This window comes from Polynucleobacter yangtzensis, from assembly GCF_001595965.1.
GTDB classification, from domain to species: domain Bacteria; phylum Pseudomonadota; class Gammaproteobacteria; order Burkholderiales; family Burkholderiaceae; genus Polynucleobacter; species Polynucleobacter yangtzensis.
The window spans coordinates 89,408-107,406 of record NZ_LOJI01000005.1 but is presented as its reverse complement, the minus strand read 5'-3'; the positions used below and the strand labels follow the sequence as shown (position 1 = coordinate 107,406).

Sequence of the window (17,999 nt, the reverse complement as noted above, 5' to 3'; positions counted from 1 at the left end):
GCTTTATTTTGACTGATTTACGGGATTCTTGGGCAGCAGTCCAAAGCAGAATCCACGAGCCTTGAGATTAACAATGAGCTGCTCCAATACGGCGGGCGCCCAAGGGTCTTTTCTGGACCAAATCCCCAAATGTGCCATGGTGATATCGCCATCCTTAAGATTGCGGCTCGCCTTATCTAGAAGAGTGCCGTTGGGGTGCTTATCAGAGTTCAGCTCGTCCCCCAGAAATCCAGCGGGATCCCAGCCAATATGCTCATATCCACACATATTGCCCATGCGGATCAAGGTAGGAGAAGTTTTACCGCCAGGCGCGCGCCATATCTTTTGAATCGGATGATCGGTGAGCTCTTGAAAACGCTGATCCACACGGCGAATTTCTTTACACATAGCTGCCTCGTTATAGAGGACTGTCATACCTGCTTTAGGACCAAATTGAGGCTTCTCAAATACCTCACCTTTAGGACCATCTTTAACAAAATAAGTATGGTCATAGGTATGGCTACCAAAGTGATGCCCCTCTTTAACGCGTTCTTGCCAATAAGTCTTCCAAGAATCATCTAAAGAAAAATCACCGCGGAGAGTTTTTTCATTCGCCAAGAAAAATGTGGCTTTCAAATTTTGTCGCTTCAGAATTTCTGCCACCTTTTCAGCAACTGCCATATTGCCAGTATCAAAAGTAAGGTAAACCTTTTTATTACATTCTGCAGCTTGAGCAGAGGCGCCCAATGAAAAACAGCCGAGCAAAAGCACGGCTGTAATACGTATGAATACCGTATGACTCATGCATTTCATGATGACGCTTACTCCCATCCAGCCCTTGGGGTAAAGAAGACTCCATGAGGCGACTTACCCACTGGAATAACAGTAACTAACTTCATGGTTGGGATATCGATGACTCCAACCTTTTTCGAGAAACGCAAGGTAACCCAAAGCGTTTTTCCGTCAGGAGTAATTTCCATATCATCTGGTCCGGCTGGGAGCCCAGTGATGTCACCAACCTTTTCCAGGGTTTGCATATTGATGAGGCTAATTGTGGAGGCAATTCGGTTACTCACAAATACATGCTTCTTATCACCTAGAGGGCGGAAGTTATGCGCGCCCTTCCCCGTTGGGATGCGTTTTATTTCTTTGCGATTTTTCCAGTCGATTACCTGGACATTATCTTCACCAGTAATGCCAACCAATAAGTACTGATCACCAGGTGTCATCCATAAGCCCGCAGGAACCTTACCTGTCGGCATAACCCACAATACATTTTGTGTTTCAAGATCAATAGCAGCAAGCTCGTTTGAGTCTTGCAAAGTAATGAATGCAATTTTGCTATCGGCTGTAAACGCAATATGGCTTGGAGTCTTTGCTAATTTCACAGTCTTCGCCAATTTCAGATTTGCGCCATCGGCAGCATAAATATCGACACGGTCTAAGCGATTACCGTTTGCCACGAACCATTTGTGATTTGGGGAGTATCCAATTTGGTATGGATCGATGATGTTTGGAATTCTGCCAGTTAACTCACCGGTTGTTGGGTTCATTAAGGCCACATCATTACCTGCCGCATTTGCGATCAGCAAAGTCTTTTGATCCGGAGTCAACATCAGATGGTGAGGTTCTTTACCTACTGGAATTGTTTTGATGAGCTGGCGAGTAGTCATATCAATCAAACTGACTGAAGCTTCGCCAGAATTGAGAATCACCGCCAATTTAGGCTGATTAGCCGCTACTGGTGCTGCAGCATTACTTGCTTGCGCAAATGCATTTTGATTGACCAAAAGGAAAGTCAATAAAGCGGAGGTCGCAATTGTGCGAAAACCTCTAATCTTGATAAATGTATACATACCTCCATTGTAAGCAATTAGGAGGGTCAAAATGACCTCTAGGCTGCAATGGATTTGACTTAGCGCAAGCTGGCTAAAACCTTTTCGAGGCGCTTTAAGGACATCGGAGTTGGTGTTTTCAGCTCCTGGGCATATAAAGCCACCCTCAGCTCTTCCAGTTGCCAACGAAAATCCGTTAAGGCCTGGTCTTCGGCCATTGCATAGGATGAGCCACCCTTATTACCCTGCACAAGTTTCTGCCACGGACGCGCAACCGATTCCCAATCTTTTTGACACTGGGCATCGCGACTTGGGTTGGAGCGCAACTTATCAATCCGCATGGCAATGGCTTTTAAGTAGCGCGGCACATGTACCAGTTGGGCATACGGTATCTCTGAAACAAATTTAGAAAATATCAAGCCTTGCATCTGCGCCTGAATATCGGCATAAGCACTCGGTGATGCAGCTTTTGCACTAGCGATCTTTTTCTGTAAATCCGCGTGGGCTTGTAATGCATTTAATGCGTGACGAGAAATCTCTTGGGCGATGAGCGCTAATCTTGGTTTTCCTGCTTGTAAACGCTCGGTAAATTGCTCAGCATTGACTGGCAATGGCTCAGTCATATAAGCACGCTCAAGAGCTAGATTCAAAATCTGATCAATCAATCCCTCTACTGAGCCCACATTAATAAAGAGTAGACCTAATTCTCGAATACCTGGCAACTGTTTTTGCAAAGCCTTGAGCGTATCTTTATTACTCAGAGCAAATAGACGTCGCAGCCCTAAACCATGTTGTTTACGAGCTTCCTCAAGATCATCAAATACCTCAAGATCGCAGAAGTCGCCGCGGTCAACTAATGCGGGATAACCAAATAAGGTTTTATTGCCTTTTTGTATTTCTAATGTTTCAGGCAGCTCACCAAACTCCCAAGTACGGTAACCGCCCTGCTCCACCTTACGAGTCGTATCTGCAGTATTTTTACCGCCAGTTGAATTGGCTTTATTTTTTTCGCCTACCGGAGGCTCTACGCCTAACTCGACCTGGGCTGTTTCCTGAGCAATTGCTTGGAAAGCGTTTCGGGCAGTCTGCCCATACTCAGATCGTAAGCGCGCTAAATTGCGTTCCACCTCCAACTGTCGCCCATGCTCGTCAATCAAGCGGAAGTTCATAGATGAGTGCAAAGGCAAAGCCTCTGGCCTGAAATCCGTGCGCTTAATTTCCAATCCGCGCTCTTTGCGAATATCTCCGATCAAACTATCCAAGAAGTCACCAACACCAAATTGCTTCTCTTCAAGCTTGCGCTCCAGAAAAGATTTAGCGTAATCCGGTAGCGGCACACAATGACGGCGAAGTTTCTGAGGTAAAGATTTGAGTAGGAGAAGCACTTTCTCCTCACACATGCCTGGCACAAGCCACTCACAACGACGCCCATCTACTTGGTTTAACTGCGTCAACGGAACCACAAGTGTCACACCATCTTTAGGGCTTCCAGGTTCAAAGTGATAAGTCAGGCTTAGCTGTGCCCCGCCCACCAGCATCGTCTTAGGATAGCGATCCACAGTAATGCCTGCCGCCTCGTGACGCATCAGGTCTGCTTTTTCTAGGCGAAGCTGAGCATCCAACTCACTTCCTTGGCTTTTATCTTCTCCGCTTTTTTTAGCTAACCACGCTTTAAGACTTTCTCGACTACACACTCCTTTTGGAATACGAGACTCGTAGAACGCAAATAGCAACTCATCATCCACCAAAACATCTGGTCGACGTGAGCGATGCTCTAAGGCTTCAATCTCTTTTATGAGACGACGGTTATGCCAAAAGAATCCAAACAGATTTGGGTATTTTTTCTTGGCATCAGTTTCAGTCTCGCGTTGCAACGCTGGCGTATCCATGCGCCCAAACATTTCTTCTTGGACCAATGCCTGACGAATAAATAGCTCTCTTGCTTCATTGGGGTTATGAGGTTCATAACGAACGCGGCGGCCATGGTAGATAGGCAGGCCGTACAAAGTGCCACGCTCAAATGCCATGACCTCGCCCTGACGGTTATCCCAGAACGGATCACTCAAAGACTTAATCAGGCGATGAGCAGCAACCCGCTCTACCCATTGCGGCTCAATCTTTGCAATGGTTCTGGCATACATGCGATTGGTTTCTTGTAGTTCACCAGCCAAAATCCAGGCACCCGCCTTTTTGCCAATGGTAGAGCCAGGCCAGATAAATGGACGTATACCTCGGGCACCAACGTAACCACCGGTCTTGCTATTGCGATCTTGAGATTTTTCATCCTCTTCTTTTTTGGCGACATACCCAAGCAAGCCAGTCAATAAAGAAAGATGGACTTGTTCATAAGTTGCGGCCAGACTATTTTCCTTCCAGCCCTTCTCGCCGAGCATCGTATGGAGTTGACCATGGACATCGCGCCATTCGCGTAAGCGACGGGGTGACAGAAACTTACTCTTGCAGAGATTCTCTAGCTGACGATTGCTGTGCTTATGTTGCAAAGCGTCCTGATACCAATTCCAGAGCTTTACGAAACTCAAAAACTCAGAGCGCTCATCAGCAAATTGCAAATGCGCTTGATCTGCAGCGGCAGCCTGATCCATAGGCCGATCTCTTGGGTCTTGGGTAGCTAACGCTGAAGCAATGATGGTTACTTCCTTTAAAGCATTCTGCTCTTTTGCAGCCAGCAACATACGTCCAATACGAGGATCTAACGGCAAATCTGCCAACTGCTTACCAATAGCAGTGAGTTTGAAGCTGTTGTTGATGTCCTTGCCATCAGCTGGTTCTGCTTCATCAAATTCAATTGCGCCTAACTCATCTAAAAGTTGTACGCCATCTGCAATTGCTCTGCCTAGTGGCTTATCAATAAATGGAAAGTGCTGAATCTTTGGCAAGCATAAGGAGCTCATGCGCAACAACACTGCCGCTAATGAACTTCGCAATATTTCAGGGTCAGTAAATTTAGGGCGGCCTTGATAATCTTGCTCGCTATACAAGCGCACGCAGATGCCATCCGATACACGACCGCAACGTCCCGCCCTTTGATTGGCAGCTGCTTGCGAGATCGGCTCTATTTGGAGCTGCTCGACCTTATTACGATATGAGTAGCGCTTTACTCTCGCTAGGCCGCTATCGATCACATACCGAATATTGGGAACCGTTAATGAAGTCTCTGCCACGTTGGTTGTCAGAATGATTCTGCGACCATTACCCGGACTAAATACTCTTTCTTGCTCGGCAACGGACTGACGCGCAAACAAACTCAGAACCTCCGGATGAAATCGCTGCTGCAGGACATGATCTTTACGTAAAGCCTCTGCGCAATCACGGATCTCACGCTCGCCCGGTAAGAAGACCAATACGTCTCCAGCGCCAGCGGCGCCTTCACGCCATAAGCTAGCAATCTCTTCGGTAACGGCATCCGGAATTTCTTTGGATGTCTTGGATTCCTTTTTGCCGTCAGGCTTGGCATCTGGCTCTAGCGGTGCGTAGCGCTGCTCCACCGGAAACAGTCGACCACTGACCTCGATTACTGGTGCTACCTTGCCATTCATTGCAAAGTGCTCTGCAAATCGCTGGGCATCAATCGTTGCTGAAGTGATGATCAACTTAAGATCGGGTCGCTTCGGTAGGAGCTGACGCAAATAACCCAATAAGAAATCAATATTGAGGCTGCGCTCATGTGCCTCATCAATGATGAGCGTGTCATAAGCGCGTAACTGTGGGTCACGCTGCGTCTCGGCTAGCAAGATGCCATCTGTCATCAGTTTGATAGAAGCTGTATTGCTGGTCTTGTCGGCAAAACGCACTTGGTAGCCAACATCCTGGCCAATGGGTGAACCTAGCTCTTGAGCAATGCGCTTGGCTGTGGCAGTCGCTGCGATCCTGCGCGGCTGGGTGTGGCCAATGAGCTTGCCACCATTAATGGTGCCTCGACCCAGATCCAAACAGATCTTTGGAAGCTGCGTGGTCTTACCTGAGCCCGTCTCTCCGCACACAATGACCACCTGGTGGCTCTGCAGGGCATCCTTGATCAGCTGACGCTGACCAGAGACCGGTAATTCCTCCGGAAAGCGAATATCTAGCTTCCGCAAGGTGTTGGAAGCAGGCACAGGCTTTGGGAATGCTTTGGGTTTTTGTTGGTTTATAGGCTCTTGCACCCTATAATTTTCTCACTATGCCGACAAATGCACCAAATCAGGCCACATTGGCCGAAGAAACGACCTCCAACTTCCCTTTTGTAGGGTGGCTGCGTGATGTTGCGCCCTATATTCATAGCTTCCGCGAAAAGACCTTTGTGATTGCTTTTGCGGGTGAGCTCGTGCAAGAAATCGGTCTTGAGAACCTGATTGAAGATATCGCCATGTTGCACGCCATGGGCATGCGTATTGTTTTGGTTCATGGCATTCGCCCGCAAATTGAAGAGCAGCTCATGCTCCGCAACATTAAAAGTAAGTTCGGTAAGAGTGCAATGCACAGCTACCGGATTACCGATGCTGCCGCACTAGAGTGTGTCAAAGAAGCTGCCGGTGAATTACGTCTGGATATTGAGGCGGCATTTAGTCGTGGTCTTCCAAATACTCCAATGGCTGGTTCACGCATTTCGGTAATCTCTGGCAACTTTATTACTGCTATGCCGGTAGGTGTTGTTGAGGGTACTGACTACATTCATACAGGACTGGTTCGTAAAGTGGACTCTGGTTCGATTAGACAGTCTCTGGATAGCAACAAAATTGTTTTGCTTTCACCTTTAGGTTTTTCACCAACGGGTCAAGCATTCAACTTGGCTTATGAAGATGTAGCGGCATCTACCGCTGCAGCGCTCAAAGCAGATAAGCTGATTTTCTTGAGCCCATATGCCGGCCTTAAGGATGCTGAAGGTGACTTCATTACCGAACTGTCAATGCCACAGCTACAAGAATATGTCGCGCAGCACAAAGATATGGACCTCGGCATGAAGGGTCTATTGAATACCGCTGGTAGAGCGATTCGAGCTGGTGTTAGCCGTGTTCACTTCCTGCCTTGCAACCAAGATGGCGCGCTCCTGGAAGAGCTCTTTACCCATGATGGTATTGGCATGATGCTAGCTTCATCCGATATTGAGAACTTACGTGAAGCCAACCAAGATGACGTTGGCGGCATATTGCAATTGACTATGCCTCTTGAAGAGGAAGGTATCTTGGCTGCTCGCGGTCAAGATGTGATCGAGCGTGATATTCAGCGCTTCTCGGTGATTGAGCACGATCGGGTTCTCTTCGGTTGCGCGGCACTCTTCCCTTTTCCGAATGGCGTTGGTGAGCTAGCATGCCTTGCTGTTGATCCTGATGTTCAAGGATCAGGTGACGGTGAGCGTCTGCTAAAGCGTGTTGAGATGCGCGCCAAACAAGAAGGCATCAAAAAATTATTTGTTCTTACGACAAGAACTGAGCACTGGTTCTTAAAGCGCGGCTTTAAACGGGCGTCAGTGGATGACTTGCCTGAAGAAAGAAAACAAATTTATAACTGGGACCGTAAGTCCATGGTTTTAACTAAAGATCTATAAGAAACACTAGAAATACTAGAAAGGCATTACAGATGGCACGCATGGTTCAATGTATCAAACTCAACAAAGAAGCTGAAGGCATGGATTTCGCTCCTCTTCCTGGAGAGTTGGGCAAAAAGATTTGGAATCAAGTTTCAAAAGAAGCTTGGGCTGGTTGGTTAAAGCAGCAAACCATGTTGATTAATGAAAATCGCCTCAATATGGCAGACCCGCGCGCGCGCCAATACCTCTTAAAGCAGGTGGAAAAGTATTTCTTTGAGGGTGGCGCAGATATGGCTCAAGGTTATGTGCCTCCAGCAGAATAAATATTCATCATCTTTTAATTAAATATTGATTTGGGGTGTTGACACCGCCAAAGATAAGCGTAGGATGAAGTCGTGGTGAGGCAGTTATAGTGCCCTGCCACATTGGCGAAAGCCAATCTTAATAAGTACATCTATGTGCTTATAGGCTAAGGAACTAAATACCTTCCGAGCGCCTGCGCCATGCAAACCATGGCAAAACAACCCGATGGGGATACCCCGTCGGGTTTTTTATTTTCTAGAGAACGATTCGCTCAACGCCTGCAGCATCACTAACTAGCAAAATATTGGCTTTTTCTTTGGCAAATAAGCCTACGGTGATTACGCCGGCAATTTGATTGATTTGCGCCTCCATCTGAACTGGGTTGGCAATCTTTAAACCTGCGACGTCCAAGATCCATCCACCGTTATCCGTAACAAACGGCTCAGCTGGTGTTTGATTGAGATCAGCGCGAGTATTTTTCGCCAAGCGGAGAGTTACCTTGCCGCCAAACCTCTCCAATTCGCGACTCACGACACCCTGAGCAAGAGGAATGATTTCTACTGGCAGCGCAAAGTTACCTAGAACCGGCACCTGCTTTGATGAGTCACAAATGCAAATGAATTGCTTTGCCATAGAGGCAATGATTTTTTCTCTAGTAAGTGCCCCACCGCCACCTTTAATCATATGTCCAGTTGGATCGATTTCATCTGCACCATCTACATAAGCAGGCAAGCCTTGGACATCGTTGGGATCAAGCACTTTAAAACCGTGCTTTAGCAAGCGCTCCGTAGTCGCATTAGAGCTAGATACCGTGCCTGCAAAATGATCCTTATGCGGAGCTAGCGCATCAATAAAGCAATTGGCAGTAGAGCCTGTGCCCACCCCCAAAACCTGTCCAGCGGGCAACTTGAGAACTTCATCTCTGGCCGCCTCACCTACCATTTGCTTGAGTTGATCTTGATTCATATAGCTATCAAACGCCTTTACTGGAACTGAGTAATTAATCCATCTATCATATGATATTCACAAGCAAACCACTTTAGAGCATTGAGCAAGCCCATGAACAGCACCGCCTCAGCATTAAGCCAGTTAGAACAACTCAAGAAACTCACTACGGTTGTAGCCGATACAGGCGATTTTGAGCGTATGCAGGCCTTCCAACCGCAGGATGCGACTACCAACCCCTCGCTGATTCTAAAAGCTGCTCAGCAAAGCAATTACCAGGATTTAGTGAAGTCTGTAAAAGCAGCCCATCCAGGCATGAACCCAACCGACCTCGTGGATTACATCTTGGTTGCATTTGGCTTGGAGATTTTGAAGATTGTCCCTGGTCGTGTTTCTACCGAAGTGGATGCCAGACTTTCTTTTGACACTAAAGGTACTGTTGCCAAAGCCAAGCATTTAATTGCCCTATACGAATCTCACGGAATTGATCGCAATCGCATTCTGATTAAATTAGCCGGCACATGGGAGGGCATTGCTGCCGCAAAAGAATTAGAAGCCCAAGGCATTCATTGCAATATGACCTTACTCTTCTCTTTAGTTCAGGCAGCAGCCTGTGGCGCAGCCAATGCCAAATTGATCTCTCCATTTGTGGGTCGCATTACTGATTGGAATAAAGCTAAGCTTGGTGCCAACTGGAGCGATACCGCCAATGGCGGAGCAAATGATCCTGGCGTGATTTCAGTGAAGAGAATTTTTCATTACTACAAGCACTTTGGCATCCCAACCGAAATCATGGGTGCAAGTTTCAGAAACACTAGCCAGATACTGGAGTTGGCAGGCGTCGACCTACTAACCATTAGCCCTGAACTATTAGCCGAACTTCAAGGTAGTAATGCGTCTGTTGAGAAAAAACTTAATCCCGCTAATGCTCAAGCGGCATTACAGGCTGAAGGCATTAAGCCCCTTAAGCTCGATGAGTCCAATTTCCGCCTGCAACTCAATAACGATGCCATGGCGACTGAAAAATTAGCTGAAGGCATTCGGAACTTCTGCATGGATACTGAGAAGTTAGAAGCGCTACTGGCCAGTTGATTGACCAGTAGTAATTTTTAATACCGCTTACTTCTTGCCGGTATTAATACCTAGTATTGAGTAAGCTGGGCAATTGCCAATCATTCCCGTTAATAGCGGGATCACGCCAATCCAGGCCCAGGGGCCGGTAATACCAAAACCAGCTAAACCCATCAGAGTTACGCCAACAGTCATTCGCAGAACGCGATCTGTATGTCCCATATTGCATTTCATATGAAGCTCCTTATTTTACTTAGCAGCTTTGTCAGATACTTTGGCTAGGCGCTGTCTTAATGCCTCATACAAGCATACGCCACTTGCAACCGATACATTCAAACTGGAGACCACCCCCTGCATTGGGATACGGACTAGCTCGTCACAGTTTTCTTTTGTGAGGCGACGCATGCCCTCGCCTTCGGCCCCCATGACAATACCAATAGAGCCCGTAAGATCGATGTCATAGATCGACTTAGTCGCTTCATCATCCGTACCAATCAGCCAAACTCCCGCTTCTTGCATTTCTTTCATGCTACGAACAAGATTGGTAACAGTAATCACAGGCATGACTTCTGCTGCGCCACTGGATACCTTGCTTACGGTGGCATTAATGGATGCTGAGCGATCTTTAGGGATTACAACTGCATCTACACCAGCACCATCCGCTACGCGCAGACATGCACCAAAGTTATGGGGATCAGTAACACCGTCCAAAACCAAAAATAATGGTTTCTTCTGCGCACCCTCTGCATCTTCAACCACTTCAGTAATGGTTCTGGCAACAGTCATTTTTTCAGCCAAAGCAACTACACCTTGGTGACGGTCATGCCCAGTTAACTTATGGAGACGTTCAGCGTCTGCTGCATGCAAACGCTCACCCAGAATCTCTTCGGCTTGCTTTAAAAAATCACCCATGCGCCTGTCGCGACGACCAGAATCAAAGTACACCGACTTCAAGCTACCTGGATCTACCCGCAAACGCGCTTGCACTGCATGGAACCCTACTAATATTTGTTTCATTTTCTTTTCTAACTTAATTTCTATACAGAGTGTCTTTATTTGCGGCGCGCTTTAGTGCTGCGAACTGGAGGCTTGCTACCCGTCGGTTTACCAACAGATCTTCCAGGTTTGCTGGTCTTGGCGCTTTTGCGAGTGGCTTTGCTCTTTGACTGGTTAGCACCTAGTGTGCCCGCAGATTTAGCCGCATTCACATTGATACCACTAGGCTTTTGCGGGATCTTATTATCCGGACGACTCTTTTTAGAAGCTGCTTTTTTATTGGGTCTACCAGTATCAGTTGCCAACAATAACTGACGGCGGTTAGATGATCCGCCAGGCTCTGCTCCAACTGACTTAACTAAGCTAAATTCAATCTTACGAGCATCTAAATCAACACGACTTACCAATACATGCATACGATCACCTAAGCGATAACGTATTCCAGTACGCTCACCGCGCAATTCTTGGCGCGCTTCGTCATATTGGAAGTAATCACCGCCGAGTTCAGTGACATGCACCATACCTTCGACGAACAGATTTTCCAACTGAATGAATAAGCCAAAGTTGGCTACGCCAGTGACTGTACCCGCATACTCTTGACCCAAGTGGTCGCGCATGTAGTAACACTTGAGCCATGCTTCAACATCACGAGATGCTTCATCAGCACGGCGCTCATTCGATGAGCAGTGAACACCCAGTTGACCCCAGATTGGCAATGCGGCATTTGCGCCTTTAGGTGTTTTTGCACCCTTGACCCCTGCTTTTGCATCGCTTTGGGATTTCTTGGCATTAACTGCATTCTCACGACCCTTACCTTTGCGTGGCAGAGTGAGGTTGAGAGGCACCTTCGGCGGCAAGACTGGTACGTAAGGCTTTTTCTGGAGGATCGACTTGATCACGCGATGCGTTAGCAAGTCAGGGTAGCGACGAATCGGGCTCGTGAAGTGAGAGTAAGCTGGATAAGCCAAGCCAAAGTGGCCTTCGTTATCTGGCTGGTACATCGCCTGCTGCATAGAACGCAATACAACCGACTGCAGCATATTGGCATCTGGCCGCTCTTTAATCTCACGCATCAATTTAGCGTAATCGCGTGGCTTAGGTTTATCGCCGCCGCCCAATGAGAGACCGGAGGTTCTGAGAACTTGGCGCAAAGTAACCAACTTCTCTTCTGATGGCTCACCGTGAACACGATACAAGCTGAGGTGCTTATTTTTATCAATGAAGTCTGCGGCACAAACGTTAGCAGTCAACATACACTCTTCAATTAAGCGGTGTGCATCATTGCGGAGACGTGGCTCAATCCTCAGAATCTTGCCTAGCTCATTGCTAATGATTTGAGTCTCAGTTGTTTCAAACTCAATAGCACCCCGCTTCTCACGGGCTGATAACAAAATCTTAAACAACGAGTAGAGATTTGTTAGTAATGGGCGGAACTGTGCAAAGCGAGTTGCTTCAGGACCCTTGCTATTAGAAAGAATCTCCCAAACAGTGTCGTAAGTGAATCTTTGTGCTGAGTGCATTACCGCTGGATAGAACTGATATGCCAACACAATACCGTTGTTATCCACAACAGAATCGCAAACCATACACAAGCGATCTACACCCGGATTAAGAGAGCAAAGACCATTGGAGATCTTCTCTGGCAGCATTGGGATCACACGCCTTGGGAAATACACCGAAGTAGCGCGCAACAAACCTTCATCATCCAATGGCTGACCAGGTTTAACGTAATGCGATACGTCAGCAATTGCCACGATTAAACGCCAAGCCTTAGTCTGGCCGTACATAACCGGCTCACAGTAAACCGCATCATCAAAATCTCGTGCGTCAGCACCATCGATCGTAACCAAGGGCACATCACGCAGATCAACACGACCTTCTAGATCAGCCTGCTGGACTGTATCCGGTAAGGCTGCGGCCTCTTTCATAGCAGCAGCAGAAAACTCATGGGGTACGCCATACTTACGCACAGCGATTTCGATTTCCATACCGGGATCGTCAATCTCACCCAAGACCTCTACTACGCGCCCAACCGCTTGGCGATAGCTATCTGGGTAATCGATAATCTCGACACTAACCACTTGGCCTAATTTGGCATTGCCCTGACCTTTTGGTGGAATCAAAATGTCATGGCCGATGCGCTTATCTTCTGGCGCAACAATCAAAACACCATTCTCATTTAAGAGGCGGCCGATAACTACTTTATTGGCATGAAGAACAACTTCAACGATTTGACCTTCAGGACGACCGCGGCGGTCTGTACCCAGAACCCTAACATTGACTCTATCGCCGTGCATGACGCGAGACATTTCTCTTTCAGATAGAAAGATATCTTCACCACCATCATCGGGAATAACAAATCCAAATCCATCTCGGTGCCCTTGAACTGTACCTAAACGGTCAGCTTCACGTGGCACCAAGTCTTTTGCTTTACGCATTTAATTCCTTCGGCAATACATGCCCTGTCTATATATCTAGAGATATCTGTTTTTGTTATGAATAAGGCTACTGTATCAAACCACCAAGTCCGATGGGAAAAAGCGAAATGGGGCCAGAAATGACCTAGAAATGCCCATCCCTCTATAATAAAGGCATGCCCAGGTGGCGAAATTGGTAGACGCACCAGCTTCAGGTGCTGGCGATCGTAAGGTTGTGGGGGTTCGAGTCCCTTCCTGGGCACCAAATAGCTTAAAGTCACCCTTATGAGTCTGAATACAGGGCTCTGTCGCTCCGCTGCTGAACCCAACTTATTACCAGCCCATAGACTCCAAATTGAACCCCAACCTACTCAAAACCTCGAGCAAGAAGAATAAAGGGATAAGCCTTTTTTCAGCCACTGCCCTTGGTATCGGCGGGATGATGGGTGCGGGACTGTTTTCCCTGTTGGGCACTGCAAGTGCTCATGCAGGAACACATATTCCACTAGCCTTTTTGCTTGGCGCCATTGCTGCATCCTTCTCCGTCTATTCCTATGCCAAATTAGGTGCCACGTTTCCTAGTAGCGGAGGAGCTGCCACATTCACCGTGATGAGTTTTGGCCCAGGCGTTATTTCTGGCGGTCTCAATATATTTCAATTCATAGCCTACCTAATTGCCGCCGCGCTTTACGCTGCGGGTTTTTCTGAATATGCCAACACCTTACTTGGCGGCAATTTATCACCGCTAGAAGTAAAGTTAGTTAGCGCAGGCATAGTAGTTTTTTGCGCCGGGATTAAATTTCTTGGCACCAATTTTGTTGGCAAGGTAGAGGCACTGGCGATTGGCTTTGTGACAATTGCTCTAATACTCTTTTCTATAGATGGCATTTATGTTGCCGATATTGGCGCACATAAGATGTCGAACTGGTCTATCAATGGCATTGCTATTGCTACCGGTATTTTGTACATCAACTATCAAGGCTTTGGTGTAGTCACCAACTCTTCCAATGCCATGCAAGAGCCTCGCAAGGAACTTCCGCTGGCAATGTTTTCAGCGCTTGTGCTGGTAACTATTGCCTATGTTCTAGTAAGTACCGCAGCCATCCTGCTACTATCCCCCGCCCAAATGGCAGCCTATAACGGCCATGTATTAGCGGACGCGGCCCAAATAGTGGCCGGTAAGACAGGCTTTGTTGTAATTGGTGCCTCTGCCCTTTTAGCCTGTGCTGCAGCTCTAAATGCCACGATCTTTGCCGCATCCAATATTGCTGCCGACATGGCCAATAAGAACTCAATCTCCAAAGCACTTGGCGAGTCCGTCCTAAAAACAGGGTTACGCTCTTTAACTGTATCTACCGTTTTAGTTATTGCTTTGGTATTAGCTTTCCCACTAGAGGTAGTTGGAAAGATGGCGAGTCTCGCCTTTTTATTGGTCTACGCCGCAATTACCTATGGACATATTCGTGTGCGGAAGCAAACTGGCGCCAAGCTTTGGCCACTCTGGGCCGCAATCATCATCAACCTAAGCTTGTTTGTGACTTTATTTATCAATGTGATTGATAGCGCTCGAGGAAGTGCAATCGCTCTCATTGCCGCCTTAATTGGATCTTTTGCGATAGAAGCAACATCTCGAAAATTTCTGAGAAAGAAATTACAAGCCCATTGAGCGGTGCAAGATTTTTGCTTTCATTTCCAACCAGAGACTTTCGAAGTCTTCAGTCTTTTCTTCGGACAGCTGAATAGGAGCAAAGAGACCCCCAAAAATAATGGAACCCTTCTTGACTAGAGTCTTCTCAAACTCTCCCAAGCCAATTGGCTTATCGTCCATATCCCTAGTCAGCTGAGCAGAACAGACAATCGCTTGAGCATCATCTTTATCAATCACAGCAAACTCAATATATTGTTGATTTTTTTCAACAATCACCAGAGTGCCGCGAGCATAGCAAACAGCATCATGCTGCTGAACGATATATGCCAGAAATTGATTCTTTTCTTCCTCTTTCTCATAAGGGAGATCATCTATAAAGAAAAGGTATTGGTCACCCTCGCCATTTACCAAAGTAAAGACCTTCGGCACTACCCCATGACCCAAAGCCAAATTACGGTAGTAGGATGAAATTTCTACAGCGAGATTTTCTGAAAATAAGTGCATATAAATTCAAGGGCAGATTACTCTTTACGAGTTTTAATGGATTCAATAATTTTATAGAAGGCATCCGGCTGTACCGAATTCTGCCCTTTAAATGGCTGATCCGTAATGACCAAAAGCGAGATCAAAGCCCCCATTGTGATTGGCAGAATCTTTAAGCCAAAGAAAAAAGAGTCGGATGGCAGAAATAAAGTATTGGTCCCCATCAGCGCAAACATACAAATCAGAATAACTATCCAAAATAAACCTGGCAGCCTAATAGTGGAGCGCTCTATACGAGCCTCCCTGCTCTCCGCGACCTCTTCTGACTTCTTAATGATGTCGGTGTACATGGCTGTTTGCCGATTACTATGAGGCTCAATCGCCATGAGCTTCCGAGAAATGCTACGCCATAACATATGGGTCTTAGAGCTCCCCTCACCTTTTTGCAATAAAGCCCATTCGTCATTGACGATGGAATTCATATACTCAAATAGCTCCGCACGTATAGGCCCAATAGATGGATCTCCAAATCGAGTCAGCAAACGATCCAAGTTATTGATGCGACCTGCCTCTTGAGAAACTAAGGTCTGGACCTCACGAAAATTAGTTTGCGCTTGATTCAGTAAAAAACCAATCAACAAACCACTTAAAGTAATGATGGATCCAAAAAGACCCAAGCCCAATCTAGTGCTGTCTTGGGTTGGCGCAAAGATGGGAATACATTGCAATAAGCGTGGCAATACATCTAGCAAAGTAACAAAAAAGAGGATCAGTATTAGTAAAATTTGGATATTACTTTTTTTGTATATCCAATTGAAGAGCACATCTTCACGTCGAGTGTTCATGGAGACTAGTTATTGATGTATTTATTTAAAAAATTGAGTGTGCGCTCCCAGGCCAGCTGGGCAGCCTCGGCGCTGTACTTCAAGGGAGGTAGACCACGGGCATCTGATTTGGGATTGGCGAAAGCATGTTTGGTGTCATAGCGATGGAAATCGTAATGAACGCCCGCCTGCTTTAACTTTTCCTCCAGCTGATCTACGCCGGAGATCGGGAAAAACTCATCATGCAAAGCCCAATGCGCTAGCATCGGCTTAGTAATTGCTTTTGCATCGACATACTCGAGGGGAGGGTTGCCATACCAAACTATGGAGCCATCAAGCTCAGGCACATTGCAGGCGGCCAAGATGGTGAGTGCACCACCCATACAGAACCCCGTTACCGCAACTTTGGCACTCCCGGTAGCTTTTAAATACTGAACGGCGCCACGGATATCTTGTCCAGCAGCATCACCAAAATTAAGATCTCCCATCAGATGCTCTGCTTCATTGGCTTCAATCGCCAATTTACCGCGATATAGGTCAGGGACCAATGCTCTGTAGCCAGCACCAGCAAGACGATCGGCTACTGCCTTAACCTCATCATCTAGCCCCCACCACTCCTGAATCACAACAACTCCCGGAGCATTGGACTTATCGACTGGCTCAGCAAGGTAGCCTTTTACAGTTTGCCCATCGGGTCTTTTGAATTCGATCATAGGTATCTCCTTATGCTTTTTTCGTATCAGAATGAATATATCCTACCAGCCAGAAGGTGAGCAACCCGCAAATTGCGGCACCATAGCCCACGAGGTTGTAGTGCTGCATCATGCCATCAGGCCCAATGGTGACTATCCAACCAGCCAAAACCGAAGCAATTCCTGAGGACAGCATTTGTACTGAGCCAACCAAACTCATAAAGGTTCCACGAATCTTGTTTTCAACCACTTGGCTCACCATTGCCATTGCCGGAATCATTCGACCAGATACCAGAATGAAAAATGCGGTTGAGTTAATCAGCACAATCCACAGTGGCGTTACCGGTAAATTAGTTGTTACCAAGAGTGGTACAAGACTCACAATAGCCAGGACTCTGAAAACGGTAACTTTTCCATACTTATCAGACATATGCCCTATAAAACGGGAGCTCATCAGGGTGGCTACACCGCCGCACAAATAAATTAACGAAATATAGGAGTTACTAATTCCAACATTGGAGGTGAAATACAGTGCGATATAGGGGATGACCGAGAACCCTGTAATCATAATGAGCGCCATGAAGATAAAAGCTTTGACATGCTGTGGTGCAATCAAGATCTTCAAAACCTGACTCAGTCGACTGCCTTCATGAACATGATCCAAATGCCCCGCGATCTTGGGAATATTGCGATAGCCCAAATAAAGAATCAGACTTGAAATTAAGGCAATAAAAAAGAATGGTGCGCGCCAACCCAAGCTTGGAATATGGTTCGCAAGAAATAATCCCAGAGGAACTCCTGCAACTGTCGATACTGAAAATGCAGCCATTACTGTACCTAGCGCCTTACCCCTTCGCTCAAATGGAATTGAGTCAGCAACAATGGTTTGTACTAGGGATCCTAGGATACCGCCAAAGGCACCGGCAAATGCGCGAGCAATAAAGAGCGCTTCATAGTTAGGGGCTAAGCCACAAGCAAAAGTGGCGATGATAAAGAGTGCATACAAACTTAATAGAAGTTGCCTACGCTCAAATCGGTCTACGTAATAGGTTGCCAAAATACCAGCGGCAGCTGCGGCAAAAGTATAAGAAGAAAGCAATAAACCAAATTGATGCGTGTTGATGTTGAGCTCCCGAATAAATTCAGGGCCCAAAGGCATCATGATCATGAAATCCAAGATATGGGTGAACTGTATGCCCGCCAAAGAAAACAAAAAGAAGCGTTCTCGCTTCTTGGTTTCAGTCATATGAGTGGCGGTATTCAAGGGATGCTTTACTTG

At 46.8% G+C, this 17,999-nt stretch carries 15 protein-coding genes and 1 tRNA gene; 5 read left to right on the top strand and 11 right to left on the bottom strand.

Features of this window, described 5'->3' with window-relative positions; all coding sequences use genetic code 11:
- Nucleotides 1-3: 3 nt before the first annotated feature.
- From JaK3_RS04455 to hrpA, 3 genes are read right to left on the bottom strand one after another with little or no spacing between them, the layout of a single operon-like run.
- Nucleotides 4-783 (bottom strand): polysaccharide deacetylase family protein, encoded by a 780-nt coding sequence (locus JaK3_RS04455; RefSeq protein WP_068321612.1) that lies wholly within the window; start codon nucleotides 781-783, stop codon nucleotides 4-6.
- A gap of 17 nt (nucleotides 784-800) precedes the next feature.
- Complete coding sequence (locus tag JaK3_RS04450) at nucleotides 801-1,835, bottom strand: YVTN family beta-propeller repeat protein (RefSeq protein WP_068321202.1); 1,035 nt, start codon at nucleotides 1,833-1,835, stop codon at nucleotides 801-803.
- 59 nt (nucleotides 1,836-1,894) lie between these two features.
- On the bottom strand, nucleotides 1,895-5,977 hold the full coding sequence (gene hrpA / locus JaK3_RS04445) for an ATP-dependent RNA helicase HrpA (RefSeq protein WP_068321199.1): 4,083 nt from the start codon (nucleotides 5,975-5,977) through the stop codon (nucleotides 1,895-1,897).
- 17 nt (nucleotides 5,978-5,994) lie between these two features.
- On the opposite strand from hrpA, the gene argA reads away from it, so the two are divergent.
- Together argA and JaK3_RS04435 are read left to right on the top strand one after the other, a co-directional pair.
- Complete coding sequence (gene argA / locus JaK3_RS04440) at nucleotides 5,995-7,359, top strand: amino-acid N-acetyltransferase (RefSeq protein WP_068321195.1); 1,365 nt, start codon at nucleotides 5,995-5,997, stop codon at nucleotides 7,357-7,359.
- 32 nt (nucleotides 7,360-7,391) lie between these two features.
- Entirely contained in the window at nucleotides 7,392-7,664 is a 273-nt protein-coding gene (locus JaK3_RS04435) for an oxidative damage protection protein (protein WP_068321192.1), read from the top strand.
- A gap of 235 nt (nucleotides 7,665-7,899) precedes the next feature.
- Here JaK3_RS04435 and rpiA read toward each other — a convergent pair whose 3' ends face one another.
- Nucleotides 7,900-8,610, bottom strand: a complete 711-nt coding sequence (gene rpiA / locus JaK3_RS04430; RefSeq protein WP_068321189.1) for a ribose-5-phosphate isomerase RpiA — start codon at nucleotides 8,608-8,610, stop codon at nucleotides 7,900-7,902.
- 93 nt (nucleotides 8,611-8,703) lie between these two features.
- Here rpiA and tal point away from each other — a divergent pair, with 93 nt between their 5' ends.
- On the top strand, nucleotides 8,704-9,681 hold the full coding sequence (gene tal / locus JaK3_RS04425) for a transaldolase (protein WP_068321186.1): 978 nt from the start codon (nucleotides 8,704-8,706) through the stop codon (nucleotides 9,679-9,681).
- 27 nt (nucleotides 9,682-9,708) lie between these two features.
- Here tal and JaK3_RS04420 read toward each other — a convergent pair whose 3' ends face one another.
- From JaK3_RS04420 to rnr, 3 genes are read right to left on the bottom strand one after another with little or no spacing between them, the layout of a single operon-like run.
- Nucleotides 9,709-9,894, bottom strand: coding sequence for a YgaP family membrane protein (locus tag JaK3_RS04420; protein WP_068321183.1), 186 nt, complete (start codon nucleotides 9,892-9,894; stop codon nucleotides 9,709-9,711).
- 15 nt (nucleotides 9,895-9,909) lie between these two features.
- On the bottom strand, nucleotides 9,910-10,677 hold the full coding sequence (rlmB, locus tag JaK3_RS04415; RefSeq protein WP_068321181.1) for a 23S rRNA (guanosine(2251)-2'-O)-methyltransferase RlmB: 768 nt from the start codon (nucleotides 10,675-10,677) through the stop codon (nucleotides 9,910-9,912).
- Between the two features lie 35 nt (nucleotides 10,678-10,712).
- The gene (gene rnr / locus JaK3_RS04410) at nucleotides 10,713-13,094 is read right to left on the bottom strand and encodes a ribonuclease R (RefSeq protein ID WP_068321178.1); all 2,382 of its coding nucleotides are present in this window, start codon (nucleotides 13,092-13,094) and stop codon (nucleotides 10,713-10,715) included.
- 157 nt (nucleotides 13,095-13,251) lie between these two features.
- On the opposite strand from rnr, the gene JaK3_RS04405 reads away from it, so the two are divergent.
- Nucleotides 13,252-13,338 (top strand) — tRNA-Leu (locus tag JaK3_RS04405).
- A gap of 90 nt (nucleotides 13,339-13,428) precedes the next feature.
- Complete coding sequence (locus tag JaK3_RS04400; protein WP_150114198.1) at nucleotides 13,429-14,739, top strand: APC family permease; 1,311 nt, start codon at nucleotides 13,429-13,431, stop codon at nucleotides 14,737-14,739.
- Here JaK3_RS04400 and JaK3_RS04395 read toward each other — a convergent pair.
- Genes JaK3_RS04395 through JaK3_RS04380 form a run of 4 tightly spaced genes read right to left on the bottom strand, consistent with a single transcriptional unit; the run spans nucleotide 14,725 to nucleotide 17,984 of the window.
- Nucleotides 14,725-15,225 carry a hypothetical protein gene (locus tag JaK3_RS04395; RefSeq protein WP_068321173.1) on the bottom strand — a complete coding sequence of 167 codons (501 nt, stop codon included), beginning with the start codon at nucleotides 15,223-15,225 and terminating at the stop codon, nucleotides 14,725-14,727. The two genes, JaK3_RS04400 and JaK3_RS04395, sit on opposite strands and share 15 nt — an antisense overlap.
- Nucleotides 15,226-15,242: 17 nt before the next feature.
- The gene (locus JaK3_RS04390) at nucleotides 15,243-16,049 is read right to left on the bottom strand and encodes a bestrophin-like domain (protein WP_068321171.1); all 807 of its coding nucleotides are present in this window, start codon (nucleotides 16,047-16,049) and stop codon (nucleotides 15,243-15,245) included.
- A 5-nt stretch (nucleotides 16,050-16,054) separates the two neighbouring features.
- A complete protein-coding gene (locus JaK3_RS04385; RefSeq protein WP_068321168.1) occupies nucleotides 16,055-16,741 on the bottom strand; it encodes a dienelactone hydrolase family protein in 687 nt (228 codons plus the stop codon).
- A gap of 10 nt (nucleotides 16,742-16,751) precedes the next feature.
- Nucleotides 16,752-17,984: an MFS transporter gene (locus tag JaK3_RS04380; protein WP_205627493.1), complete on the bottom strand. Its 1,233-nt coding sequence runs from the start codon at nucleotides 17,982-17,984 to the stop codon at nucleotides 16,752-16,754.
- Between the last annotated feature and the right edge of the window lie 15 nt (nucleotides 17,985-17,999).